Origin of the sequence: Mastigocoleus testarum BC008 (assembly GCF_001456025.1) — a bacterium.
GTDB lineage: Bacteria > Cyanobacteriota > Cyanobacteriia > Cyanobacteriales > Nostocaceae > Mastigocoleus > Mastigocoleus testarum.
Genome location: NZ_LMTZ01000073.1, coordinates 1 through 12,712 on the forward strand (window position 1 = coordinate 1; position 12,712 = coordinate 12,712).

Sequence of the window (12,712 nt, forward strand, 5' to 3'; positions counted from 1 at the left end):
CCACGGCATGAATTAAATAAGCAATTACAGACTGTTTAAACCACAAGGGTTCCAGCTTTTCTTAGTGCCATTCGAGTCTGACCCAGATGGCGCACCATTGCATGAACGTAAAAATCTGCCATTTGAGCGATCAGTTTAGCTAAAGTCCAATCTACGCCATCCAAGGGCGTACAAAGCAAACTTTCCCCTGGTAGTTGTCCCAACTGAATAGCAATAGGAATTAAAGAATAACCATCACGACTCCTGTCAGCGAAATAAAGCACGATCGGTGCAGTTATGAATCTATCGCTTTGAGGATTAACGATATCGAGTATTGCATAATCAGTAATAAATAGACCCCCCTCTTCAGTTGCACTATCAAGAGTTTCCCTAATTTGTTTTCTTCCCCGTATCTTTGCCAGCACTGTTTGAAAAATTTCATCTGTTATCCCAAGTTTTTCCTGCAAATTGTAATTAAGCGCCAAAACATTAGTCAGTTCCATAGGGTTGGGACCATAAAGCCTCTGAATCGCAAATTTTCCATCATTCCGAAAATTATTAGCAATATCTGGCACGGGGAGAACAGGAAATACAGCAGCATAATCATCTAATGCGTCAAAAGATTTAGGATTTGCGAGAAATGTCTGTTGATTTGCTTGTATTTGTTCCCCTAAGGTTGCTCGATTAGCGTTATATCCTTCAGAAAATACCTCTTGAGGAGGCAAAGTTTCCACGCGTACAGAATTGGGTAATCGCAACCCTATTTGATATTCCTGACGCGTTTGTTCGATTTGAAGTTGGCGCTCTTGCTGAATCACAGGTGAATCTTTTTGAGGCAAAGTAGGAATATCTGGATTAGGAGGTGGTTTAGGCTCTGAAGGCTTAGTATCACTGTTCAATAAAGTCTCTAAACCTGGAGTACAGGCGAAACCTATTAGCGCCAACATCGTACGGCGTGATAGAACGTATTGCTCGATTAATTTTTGACGTTGTTGTCGAGTTGGTGAGCCCATGAAAATATTTCCCCATCAAGTTAGAATTCACATCAATAGCAATGATAGGGGGTCTATCAGTTTTTTTGTAAAATGTGAAACTTATATTTAGATATTCAGATCAAAGCAAATTGCATTAATTTGTGGCTAATTAAAAAAATCTGCAGTGTGTTGAGAATGTACTGCCGATACTAATAATAACTTTCTTATAGATAGAATAAGTTTAACTAATACCAATTTAGTTCCGAACTTTTTATATACGTGTTAGATTAATCAGCTCAACTAAAAAATACTGCTGACATCAATAAGAGTTAGCTCTAAAAAATTAAATATACTCTTCTGGAGTTAGTATTATCTTGAGTATTAATTTAACAGTTAATTCTTAGGTTAATATTTTTCTAGTTTTAAAGCCTGAATTACGTGTAAACACTTTTCAGTTTATTTAATCTGTCAAACAAAGCCTAGAATGTATAACTCACATAGATAATCTCAGAGAATTGTTATCGGGGATCTGAACAAAACGAAATAAATAGCAATTGAAAAATTAAAATAATATATATATAATTGGATAATTTACAAATATAAATACTAGAATAAAGATTACAACTTATACAAAAGAGACCCTTAGCCTGAAAATTTTTAATAAGTCACAATAAATCTGATTTTTCAGTAATATTTGCTATTTATTCCAAACCAAAAAATAATAGCAATATTTTCCATTACCCAAGATTAGTACTATGTGTGGTAGAAAATTTTACCTGCCACCGCATATTTTCTATAACAAAAAAGTTTCATATCAAGAGGAATTAAAATGCGAACTATACAAGAAATTCGCTGTCCCAACTGTGGTAGTAAAGCAGAGAGACATCACATTATTGAAAGCAAATTAACGCGAACTCAATGCCCTGATTGCGATTACCTGATGGTGACTTGTAGTAGGACAAATAAAGTTATAGAAGCTTATGCTCCGGGTATCTACGCAAGAAGTTAATTTTGATAGTAGGATTTGCAAAAAAAATTAGGTAAATTGAGCCAGGATTAAGCTTATTTAACTTTTTTCCTGGTTCTTACCTCTTCAAGCTTCACTTTTATTTTTTGTGAGTTTGTATCACGTAAAATAGTACAAAAACATTTAAATTCAATTTATTACTTCAATACCTGAGTTTTATTTGTCCGTAATTGTCCGCAAGCAGCATCAGCTTCTAAACCACGGGAATAACGAACGCTAACAGCAATATGCTTTTGTTCGAGTATTTGAGTAAAAGCTTGAATGCGATCGCGACTGGGGCGTTTATAGTCCACTTCTTGAATGGGGTTATAAGGAATCAAATTTACGTGACTTTGGAATCCCCGCAATCTTTTTGCTAATTCCACAGCATGTTCTGGTAAATCATTCACCCCAGCCAAAAGAATATACTCAAAAGATACCCGTCGTCCCGTAATTTTCACATATTCGCGACATTCAGCCAGTAAATCATCTATTTTGTAGGGACGGGCGCTGGGGATTATTTGTTCTCGCAAAGATTGGTTGGGAGCGTGAAGACTTACCGCCAGAGTAACTTGCAGTTTATACTCCGCTAATTCAAGAATCCGTCTGGGAATACCTACAGTAGATAAAGTCAAACAACGCTGTCCGATACCCACATCCTGGTTGAGAGACTCAATCGCACCCAAAACATTTTGCATATTTAATAAAGGTTCACCCATACCCATAAACACAATATGGCTCACCCTTTCCCCAAAATCTTCCTGAACGGTTAAAACTTGATCGACAATTTCATGACGTTCCAAATTACGTTGATATCCACCTTTACCTGTAGCACAAAAATCACATGCCATCGGACAACCTACTTGAGTGGAGACACATACGGTCAAACGTTCCGAACTTTTGCTTCTTCGTGACTTAGTTGTTCGCTTGTTTTCTGTTCTACCTTTATTGAAACTAGGAATACCAACGGTTTCTACTATTTGACCATCTGCTAGTCGTAAAAGATATTTAACCGTATCATCGGAAGCTACTGAACGATAATGTAAAGCCGAACGTCCCACTGGAATATTTGCAACTTCCGCTCGCCATTGTTTGGAGAAAACTGTAATCTCACTTAAGGAACGCGCACCTTTATGATATATCCAGTCGTGTAACTGTTTTCCCCTATAAACTGGTTGTCCCTGTTCTTTTACCCAAGTCTGTAACTGTTCCAAAGAAGCACCTAAAAGAGGGGGGACAGAAATTTTAGAAGAATCTAGAGTTTTCCTTTCAACAGAGCGATCGGGGACAACAACAGACTTAGTAGACATGGCGGTTAATTACAAGGTATTGGATGGAATAAGGCATCGAATATTTATAGTACGAGATCTAAATCGCAGTTGTTAGTTTTTATCTAAAATTATTTTTATCTGGAATTGACTCTCAATGGATTGATATTACTTGTAGTATAGCTATACTTCAAGAGGAAATATGTCTATTATTTTAAGAGAAATTAACCGGGATAACTGGAAAGAGTGTATCAAACTAAAGCCGGATGAAACACAAGTAAACTTTGTCGCTTCCAATGTTTACTCACTCCTGGAATCTAAGTTTGAACCATCTTTCTTTCCCCTAGCAATTTACAGTAACGAAACGATGGTTGGTTTCGTGATGTACGGTTTAGATGATGATGATGGTAGTTGGTGGGTTATTCGTTTGATGGTCGATCAAAACCACCAAAAAAATGGATATGGTAAAGCTGCAATGTTAGAAGCAATCGAAATTTTGAGAAACAAGCCAGGGTGCGCTCGTGTTTTTACTAGCTATGTTCCCGAAAATCTGGTCGCCGAAAAATTATATTTAAGTCTAGGTTTTGAAAAAACTGGAAAGATAGAAGATGGAGAAATTGTAGTTTGTCTTCCACTGGACACAAAAATTGAGCGCTAAGTGAATTTTTGACTTAACTTCTTGAGAAGGAGATATTGTGATGGAACCAAAATTTACTGGTGGTTGTCTGTGCGGATCTGTCCGCTACGAATGTTCAGTAGAACCTATTACAATGGGAAATTGTCATTGTCGCGATTGTCAACGGGTGACAGGAAGTGGTTATGCTTCTGGGATGTTAGTTCCACGGAGTGCAGTTACCATCACCGGAGATGTGAAATATTATGAAGTGACCGGCGATAGCGGAAGCATTGTTGGTCGAGGCTTTTGTCCGAATTGCGGTTCCCGATTATTCAGCAAACCCCCAAATCCGGATCTGATGGGAATTATGGCTGGAAGTCTTGACGATCCAAGTTATTTTCAACCAACCATGGATATTTATACCGACAGTGCTCAACCTTGGGATTATATGAATCCAGATCTACCCAAGTTCGGCAAAATGCCAGTAATTTAATTACCAAGCAAACGAGTCTTGAACAAATTGAGCCAGAGATATTAATTTTATTCTCTCATCATTCTTTGCAGCTTCTCGCTCCGAGGCTGTATTGTATCCCCAACTGGCAAGAAAAAGCTTAACGTCTTGTAAATCCGGGAGCTTCTTAACTACTTGTAAGGTTTTTAATCTATCTTCTACAAACCAAACATTTCCAGGTGAAATATTATGTTTTTTTATTAATTCCCTGATAATTTCATACTTTGGACGTTTGACTTCCTTCCCAAAAATTAGTTCGGAGTTTAATTCAACCCCCCATCTTTGCAAAAGCTGTTTGACAAAACGTCCTTCCTTAGTAGTAATGATATACAGTTCAACAGAACTGCTTGCAATAGACCGAATTTTCTCAATTGTACCGGGATAAAATCGATTTAAGCTTAACCACCCATCCAAATCATTATTGATCCATTCATCCCGGATACTATCTAGTTCTTTGGCAATATCTTGAGATTTGAGATTATCTTTCTCTAGAATCTGTTTTGAAATATTATGCCATTCTTGATAAATTTGTTCCTCAGAAATTCCTTCAATCAATGCTTTGATTAAAACAGGCATTTCCCAACCTGTTTCAATTACAGCTCGCAGTGGGTAAAATGTTTCAGCAAGACCATCAGGAGGTATTTTGTTTTCAGCGTGCCAAACTCCAGAGTAAGCACGCCAAGCGACCTGAAAATATTCAATTAGTCCATCGCAAATAACACCATCAAAGTCCAAAGCTAGTATAGAAGGACTATTTTCCATCATGCTGTCAAGTATATAAGCTGCTTTTTCAGCTTACCTGAAGGAAGATTTTTTTGTGTTCAACAACATATTTCATTTAGAACCTCCAGGAAATCTAGCAATTACTTAGCAACTAAATATTCTCAAATCATCACCGGTGACAAGATTTTTCCAGTTGTCAGTTACCCTATGATTACTTTTTACATCTGAAGACACACTCTTGGGACAGGGCACTGACCGACTAGATAGGATCTTACAATAAGTGTTTATACTTGCAAATTCACAGGCGAATTTACATGCAAGTTTGCGGAAGAATTTACAGGTGGTTTCATAGATAAGTTTGCAGAAGAACTTACAGGTAAATTAGCGGACGAATTCGCCAATGAATTTGTACTCGAAGGCTGAGCACCTGAAGGCTGACCAAGTCTTTCTCGTAGCCAAGCAGCTTTATCAGATATGGCTTCCCAATTGCCACTAGCTACTAAATGCTTAGGAAACAATTGTGTCCCCACACCTACCGCTGTAGCTCCAGCAGCTAAGAATTCTTCAGCGTCTTCTAAGGTGATTCCACCACACGGAATTAATGGTATTTGGCTTAATGGACCCTGTAAGCTCCGAATATAATTGGGACCACCAACAGGTTGCACGGGAAATACTTTGACACATGTCGCACCCCATTGCCAAGCAGTAATAATTTCTGTAGGGGTTAACGCCCCTGGAATTATTGGTAAACCTGAATCTTTTGCCGCTTTAATCATTAGAGGATCCACATGAGGAGCAAAGAGAAATTGTGCTCCAGCCACGATCGCCTCTTTCACTTGAGTTTGATTCATCAGTGTACCAGTACCAATAATGCAATTTGGTAGTTGAACTCGTAGCTGAGAAATCAATTCTGCAGAGCGAGGACTATTCCAAGTAATTTCGATTAACTCCATTCCTCCTCGCGCTGCTGCTAACGCCATTTTTCTTCCAAGCTCGATTTTCGAAGCACGAATCACTGCAATCGCACGATTTTTTTTCAGTAAGGTTAACCAAGAGTAAAGTAACATTTTAAAAATGAAGGGGAATTGTAGCTGTAGGAATTTGCCACCAGTTATAGTTATCTTTTTACCGACTGAGTATCAGTAAATCAATAAAAAATATCTTACTCAAGAGATTTTTTGATTTTTAAAGACCACCAGTGACAATAAATATTAGTCCGCAATTTAACAGAAAATGGGAAATTTATATGTATTTTAAATTACAACAACTTCAGTTTTATCAACTCGTTACAAAATGAACAAGTAAACTTAACTTTAAGAAACAATTAACTAAGTCGCTGCTTCGTTGAAATGCAGTACAAATCAGGAACACTTATCTTGAGAGTTTGTGAATTAGTTAAGTTTTGCAACAGTTTTAGCCTTGTAATCCTTACATATCTTCATGATTAGCAAAAATACCTGAAAACCCCAATGAGCTAAATCACAGATCCCAATATGAAAATAAATTTTTAGATTATTTCCTAGTTTGTATGGTTATTATTTATGGCTATTTTCAGTCAAGTGAAATACAAACTTTAAAATAGATAGGCAAATTGTAGATGTAGTGTAGTTACTGTACGGACAAGAAATACCGTTTGTAGCACTCCGTTAAGGGCTATTAAGGACTGGTAGTGGGTATTATGCTAAGCCTTAACCAGAGCTTCTATCTACACAGCAAAGACACATGACAAGCAGTTATTCGAACTGCATTAACGTTACCTTAACTAGCCTAAACACCCCTTGCTAGGTTGGGAAAGTACAAGTCATCCCAACCAAGATATCTAGAAAATCAGAAAACATGAGATATATCTTGGTTGGTCAAAAAACCTTACTCTTTCTTTAGGGAGGCGCATTATATATCTTCAGAAAACAAGAATATCTGCTAGACATATCCTGCTTTAGGAAGAAGAATAGATAAAAATCCTGTTTACCAAGCAAAAGACCACATCATTAGAATTTAGAATTTGAACTATTTTCAAATTCAATGAAATTTGGATTTTTACCAGATATATGCCAACTATGTTAAGACTTTAAGGCTTACAAAAATAACTATCTAAAGAAGTACAAAAAATAAATTACAGTTTGGGATAAACAACAAAAAATTGGCAAGCAAAGCGATGAGAATAGCAGAGGATATTATATCGGAATTTAGAATTTAATAAAATAAAGATTCCAAAATATAGCTTCCGGGGCACTGAAAAATCTGGTTAAGTATTTAATCCGCTTATTTAGCACCTAATCCAGATGACTTTAAACTACCAATTAGAAATTAGTAAACTACCGATTAGAAATTAGTTCCTAAGAACTTCTAATAGTCACCATCAGAGAGTCGAACACTAAAATAATTCCATCTAATGTACAAATATCGCTTTCTCTGATTTGGAGATGGAGAAGATGGAGAGATATTAATTATGACGGAGTGGTAAACCATAAAATGTTACCTGTCAACTAATCGGAGTTGTATGTCAACAAAACAAAATATTTTTATGTAGACGTTAAAAAAACTTATTTCCAAGTAATTTGGTATTGACTTGTGGTTAATGTTGCGTCCAGTAATGTTGACATTAATAACCAATACTTTACAGCTGATACGACATCGATTGTACATATCTGCACAAAAACTAAATATTAAGAAATGCTTATTAAAAAATATTGCATAAGCTTGATGAAGTTGTTAGTGTGTGTTTATGCAACAATGCTGACAATAGTTTATGTCCAAAAGATGTCAACCGATACCTGTAATTAAATTGCATAGGCTTATGTTTTGAGTCAATAGTGCTTATCTTTCTTGGTACAACTTGGGTGGTGCTGCGCCTAGAAATTTGTATATTTTGTACTAAATAATAATAAAAGTGGCTCGTCACCATTGGTCAGAACTTAGCCCTAGCAGGAATTATAGGTGTTGTAGGGTTCTATTCTCTTCTAAAGATTCTATTGGGAATCAGAGCTTGCGTAAGCAAAACTAATCATTGACTTCATAACAAGAAATCAAAGCTTTGTATCGGTAATATTGCAGATTTATTGAGGTTTTATAGATGAGTATCCTATTGTCGAAAATGTGGTACGTGATGCTGGAGATATAGATTTTACCAGTTTGAGATCCATCTACTAGTTTATTTCATTGATTTTGGTGGATTTTTTACGTGTTGTTAAACCTTGATATGTGTATACTGTTGTGTACCTCAAGAATCCAAACAAACTGTAGAACAGATAGAAACTAGATTAACTTTTTGCCATTTGTGTGACCTGAGATCGGGCTCACAACATAAAAACTTACTACCACGACACAGTCTCAACGAAAAAAAAAACGACGTGGTAGGACTTTAAATTTTAGGGGGAAACCATGAATATTCAAAATAAAGTTGCTCTGGTAACAGGAGCATCGCGGGGTATTGGGCGTGCGATCGCCATTGAACTAGCGCAACAAGGTGTAAAACGATTAATACTAATAGCACGCGATCGACAAAAATTAGTGACCGTAGCCCGAGAAGTAGAAGAACTGGGAACGGAAGCAGTAACAATGGCTCTAGATCTGACCAAAACTACCTTCGTTCATATTGCTGTTGCTCAGTTATGGCGCAGTTATGGACCAATTCATTTGCTGGTTAATTGTGCCGGTGTTGCACATCAAAACTCTTTTTTGCGTTCTAAATTACCTCAAGTGCAAGAAGAGTTATCTCTCAATGTATTAGGAACCTATACTCTGACCCAAACCATGGCGCGTCGAATGGCGACAAAAGAGGAAGGGACTATAGTTAACGTCTCTAGTTTGATGGGGAAAATCGCCGCACCAACCATGGCTACGTATTCAGCAACTAAATTTGCACTCCTAGGTTTTACTCAAGCTTTACGTCGCGAATTAGCTCCACACAACATCAGGGTAATAGCTTTGCTACCTTCTCTGACAGATACAGACATGGTTAGAGGTTTGCAGTTATTTCGCTGGGTGAGACCAATTACACCAGAGCAAGTCGCTGATGCATTAGTTATCGGTTTGAAAAAAAAATCGCCAGAAATCCTAGTCGGATGGCAAAGTTATCTTGCTGTTTGGTGTCAACGCTTTGCTCCTTGGTTGTTGGAGGTAATTTTACATATAGCTAGACCTTCAATTAAGCCTTCTGAGCGATCGCCAACTCGGCAGAAAAGTTTGGGAAAAATTAATCCTTGGAAGAGGGTAAATGCTGTGCGCTGAGTACTTTTGGAAGTCAGGAGTCAGAAGTCAAAAGTCAGGAGTCAGGAGTCAGGAGTCAGAAATCAGAATTATGCGCAATACTTACAGTATGCTTACGCCACGCGCATGTGCTAACGCCCTGCCCTGCTACCGCTAACGCTGCGCTAACAGAAATCAGGAGTCAGGAGTTATTCCCCAGTATGTTTTTCCAAATACCCAATCTCCACACTTCCCACACCACCCACACTCCCCACATTTCCCACACCACNCCCACACTCCCCACACTTCCCACACCACCCACACTCCCTACACTTCCCCACACTTCCCACACTTTCCACACTTCCCACACCACCCACACTTTCCCACACTTTCCCCAATTCCCAACACCCACCAAAAAGCGTCATACTTAAAATTGTGTATCCGAACTCACTATAAATAGCCATGCTTCCTACAACAGCTAGCCTTCCTTCCTTACCAGAAATTATTGATGGTTTACCAAATATTTCTGGTTGGGAATCAGAAGTTCTCGATACCGTCAACCACGACCGGACAGTATTTTTACCAAGGACTAATATCTCCTTAGACAATATCAAAGCAACTTTTGCGATCGCTCTACATATGCATCAACCAACAATTCCTGCAGGTGCAAATGGAGAACTAATTAGTAACTTGCAATATATGTTCGAACATCCCGGTGAAGGAGATAACCATAATGCCGGACCTTTTGCTTGGTGTTACAGTCGCATGGGGGAGTTTATTCCTGAGTTGGTAAATCAAGGTTGCAATCCTCGAATTATGTTGGATTACTCCGGTAATCTTTTATGGGGACTGCAACAAATGGGGCGGAAAGATATTTTGGATAATCTCAAACGGATAACTTGTGATTCTACCTATCAACCATATGTTGAGTGGTTAGGTACGATGTGGGGTCATGCAGTTGTTCCATCTACACCCATACCAGATATCAAACTGCATATATTGGCCTGGCAACATCATTTTGCAGCAATTTTTGGTTGGGAAGCATTGGCGCGAGTTAAGGGTTTTTCACCTCCAGAGATGCATTTACCAAATCACCCCGATACATTATTTGAATTTATCAAAGCCTTGAAAGAGTGTGGATATCGTTGGTTGTTAGTTCAAGAGCATTCGGTAGAAACACTAACAGGTGAAGGATTGAAGGAAAAACATTTACCCCATCGTTTAGTTGCTCGCAATTCCCAGGGTGAAACCATTAGTATTACAGCTTTAATTAAGACTCAGGGCTCAGATACAAAGTTAGTTGCTCAAATGCAACCTTACTATGAGGCAAAAAGTTTATCTCGATTCAAACCACCAGCAATAGTCAGCCAAATTGGTGATGGTGAAAATGGCGGAGTGATGATGAATGAATTTCCCAACGCTTTCAAACAAGCTTGGCATCAAATAACCCCTGATTCAGATGTTGTTGGTGTGACGGGAACAGAATATTTAGAATTAATTGCAGCAGCCGGTTTTGGTACCGATGACTACATACCCTGTCAGCCAGTAGGACAACATTTAATTTGGGAGCGAGTTTCACCGAGGGATGCAACTCCCAACACTGTTGAAAATACCATTGCACAACTAAGGCAAGAAAATCCCCAGTTTCATATGGAAGGAGCTTCTTGGACAAATCATATTAGTTGGGTTGAAGGGTACGAAAATGTTTTGGCTCCGATGAATGAACTTAGCAGTTTGTTTCATCAGAAAATTAATACCTTATCTGAGGAAGATAGATCGGAACCTTTCACTAGAAGTTCGGATTATCGCCAAGCTTTACTGTATAACTTCTTGTTGCAAACTAGTTGCTTTCGTTATTGGGGACAAGGAACTTGGACTGAATATGCAAAAACAATTTACGAACGCGGCAAAAATTTAATGTGAATTAGTAAGTGAATCAGTCACGCCAAATTTTACAGCAACAACAATAGCTAATTCGTAATTCATCACCTCACCCATGGGTAAATCATTACGAATTACGAATTACGAATTACGAATTATCAATAATTTCGTATACTAACCCACTGATACATTTTGTCCCACGTGCATTCACCATGGTCTTATCGGAACAACCCGGTCAATTCAATCCCGAGGAATGGGTAATAGACGATAATGGAAAAATGGCATTATCGATTCGTATTCAGGGCGATCGCATTTTTCATGAAGTTTCTCCTTATCAAACTGTAGAAGTATTTGATACTCCCGGAAATGGGAAAATGTTGACTATTGATCGTATGGTGATGTGCACTGAAGCCGATGAAGCAGCTTACCATGAAATGATTGTTCATGTGCCGATGTTAACTCATCCCCAAGTCAAAGATGTTTTAGTAATTGGTGCTGGTGATGGTGGTACAATTCGCGAGCTAGTACGCCATCAGGAAATCGAAAGGATAACAATGGTAGAAATTGATGAAGCTGTAGTGCGTGCTTCAAAACAATTTTTACCAACAATTTCTTCAGCATTGGAGCATTCCAAATTAAATTTATTAATTGATGATGGGATTAATTTTGTCAAAAATGCAGCTGATAGTTCCTATGACTTAGTTATAATTGATTCTTCCGACCCTGTGGGACCTTCGGAGGGGTTGTTTACTAAGTCATTTTATCAAGATGTATACCGTTGTCTGCGTCCTGGTGGGGTAGTCACAGTACAAAGTGAATCGCCAATTTTTCATCGCAACGCATTTATAGATTTAAACAAATGTCTCAAGGAAGTTTTTGGTATTGAATCGGTACATTGCTACTTGGTATTTATTCCCATGTATCCAACTGGTATGTGGAGTTTGACTTATTGTTCTAAAGCAGGACCAGATCCAGTAAATAACTTAGATGTTTCAAAAGCTGAGAAAATAATTCGGGAGCAGGACCTGCGTTACTATAATGCAGATATACATAAAGCAGCATTTGCACTGCCTAATTTTATTCAGAAAATGATTTAATTGCTAGCCTAATTTTTCCCTAAAATTTCAAATTATTAAAACTTGAACCACTTTGGATCTAGTCTCAGACTATTCAGGTAGTTTTCGTCATATAAACGCTCGAATGGAAGTATTGCTTGGGCACTATATTTATGATAAAATTCCCTGGCATAACGATGGGCATATTCTTCCTTATCTAAATATGCCTTGGAACGGTACAGACGTTTGATAGAAGCAGATTCTTCATCTGTTTTAGCTGCAAGAGATGGCTTGAGACAATTTTCTAGATAATCTACAGCATGACCGATTTCATGGGGTAACGTACGGAAAAGCTGTGTATTTCTCAGACTTTCTGGTGTCGTTATAATATCGTAACTCCTTTTAAATTTCTCAATTTTATGACCATCTTTTTCTAACAATACCTTCGCCAAAAAAAGAGTATGAAAAATAGGGCTGATGTAGTAGAGTTATTGTCTCTCACAACGACAAC

General features: G+C 38.0%; 10 protein-coding genes and 1 pseudogene. 6 read left to right on the forward strand and 5 right to left on the reverse strand.

What is annotated here, in order from left to right; translation table 11 throughout:
• Positions 1–35: 35 nt before the first annotated feature.
• On the reverse strand, positions 36–992 hold the full coding sequence (locus tag BC008_RS11775) for a hypothetical protein (protein WP_027845698.1): 957 nt from the start codon (positions 990–992) through the stop codon (positions 36–38).
• 790 nt (positions 993–1,782) lie between these two features.
• Between BC008_RS11775 and BC008_RS46340 the strand changes: the two genes are divergently transcribed.
• The gene (locus tag BC008_RS46340) at positions 1,783–1,962 is read left to right on the forward strand and encodes a replication restart DNA helicase PriA (RefSeq protein WP_072207717.1); all 180 of its coding nucleotides are present in this window, start codon (positions 1,783–1,785) and stop codon (positions 1,960–1,962) included.
• 155 nt (positions 1,963–2,117) lie between these two features.
• Here the strand turns inward: BC008_RS46340 and rlmN are convergent, their stop codons facing one another.
• Complete coding sequence (gene rlmN / locus BC008_RS11780) at positions 2,118–3,269, reverse strand: 23S rRNA (adenine(2503)-C(2))-methyltransferase RlmN (protein ID WP_036267465.1); 1,152 nt, start codon at positions 3,267–3,269, stop codon at positions 2,118–2,120.
• Between the two features lie 160 nt (positions 3,270–3,429).
• Between rlmN and BC008_RS11785 the strand changes: the two genes are divergently transcribed.
• Positions 3,430–3,885 (forward strand): GNAT family N-acetyltransferase, encoded by a 456-nt coding sequence (locus tag BC008_RS11785; RefSeq protein WP_036267467.1) that lies wholly within the window; start codon positions 3,430–3,432, stop codon positions 3,883–3,885.
• A gap of 40 nt (positions 3,886–3,925) precedes the next feature.
• Entirely contained in the window at positions 3,926–4,336 is a 411-nt protein-coding gene (locus BC008_RS11790; RefSeq protein WP_027845699.1) for a GFA family protein, read from the forward strand.
• Here the strand turns inward: BC008_RS11790 and BC008_RS11795 are convergent, their stop codons facing one another.
• Positions 4,337–5,119: an HAD family hydrolase gene (locus BC008_RS11795; RefSeq protein ID WP_027845700.1), complete on the reverse strand. Its 783-nt coding sequence runs from the start codon at positions 5,117–5,119 to the stop codon at positions 4,337–4,339.
• A gap of 398 nt (positions 5,120–5,517) precedes the next feature.
• A pseudogene (locus tag BC008_RS11800) lies at positions 5,518–6,144 on the reverse strand (bifunctional 4-hydroxy-2-oxoglutarate aldolase/2-dehydro-3-deoxy-phosphogluconate aldolase); the annotation flags it as partial.
• A 2,314-nt stretch (positions 6,145–8,458) separates the two neighbouring features.
• Between BC008_RS11800 and BC008_RS11805 the strand changes: the two are divergent.
• The 3 genes from BC008_RS11805 (at position 8,459) to speE (ending at position 12,243) form a co-directional block, all read left to right on the forward strand.
• Positions 8,459–9,307 carry an SDR family NAD(P)-dependent oxidoreductase gene (locus tag BC008_RS11805; RefSeq protein WP_036267468.1) on the forward strand — a complete coding sequence of 283 codons (849 nt, stop codon included), beginning with the start codon at positions 8,459–8,461 and terminating at the stop codon, positions 9,305–9,307.
• Positions 9,308–9,727: 420 nt separating this feature from the next.
• Complete coding sequence (locus tag BC008_RS11815; protein WP_027846792.1) at positions 9,728–11,188, forward strand: hypothetical protein; 1,461 nt, start codon at positions 9,728–9,730, stop codon at positions 11,186–11,188.
• 170 nt (positions 11,189–11,358) lie between these two features.
• A complete protein-coding gene (gene speE, locus BC008_RS11820; protein ID WP_027846793.1) occupies positions 11,359–12,243 on the forward strand; it encodes a polyamine aminopropyltransferase in 885 nt (294 codons plus the stop codon).
• 35 nt (positions 12,244–12,278) lie between these two features.
• On the opposite strand, the gene BC008_RS11825 is transcribed toward speE, so the two are convergent.
• The gene (locus tag BC008_RS11825) at positions 12,279–12,653 is read right to left on the reverse strand and encodes a hypothetical protein (RefSeq protein WP_058183561.1); all 375 of its coding nucleotides are present in this window, start codon (positions 12,651–12,653) and stop codon (positions 12,279–12,281) included.
• Positions 12,654–12,712: the final 59 nt, after the last annotated feature.

What these genes read in the sequence shown, in the direction of transcription:
- BC008_RS11815 (WP_027846792.1), top strand. Translation starts at nt 9,728, where the DNA reads ATGCTTCCTACAACAGCTAGCCTTCCTTCCTTACCAGAAATTATTGAT.
- BC008_RS11790 (WP_027845699.1), top strand. Translation starts at nt 3,926, where the DNA reads ATGGAACCAAAATTTACTGGTGGTTGTCTGTGCGGATCTGTCCGCTAC.
- speE (WP_027846793.1), top strand. Translation starts at nt 11,359, where the DNA reads ATGGTCTTATCGGAACAACCCGGTCAATTCAATCCCGAGGAATGGGTA.
- BC008_RS11805 (WP_036267468.1), top strand. Translation starts at nt 8,459, where the DNA reads ATGAATATTCAAAATAAAGTTGCTCTGGTAACAGGAGCATCGCGGGGT.
- BC008_RS46340 (WP_072207717.1), top strand. Translation starts at nt 1,783, where the DNA reads ATGCGAACTATACAAGAAATTCGCTGTCCCAACTGTGGTAGTAAAGCA.
- BC008_RS11775 (WP_027845698.1), bottom strand. Translation starts at nt 992, where the DNA reads ATGGGCTCACCAACTCGACAACAACGTCAAAAATTAATCGAGCAATAC.
- BC008_RS11795 (WP_027845700.1), bottom strand. Translation starts at nt 5,119, where the DNA reads ATGATGGAAAATAGTCCTTCTATACTAGCTTTGGACTTTGATGGTGTT.
- rlmN (WP_036267465.1), bottom strand. Translation starts at nt 3,269, where the DNA reads ATGTCTACTAAGTCTGTTGTTGTCCCCGATCGCTCTGTTGAAAGGAAA.
- BC008_RS11785 (WP_036267467.1), top strand. Translation starts at nt 3,430, where the DNA reads ATGTCTATTATTTTAAGAGAAATTAACCGGGATAACTGGAAAGAGTGT.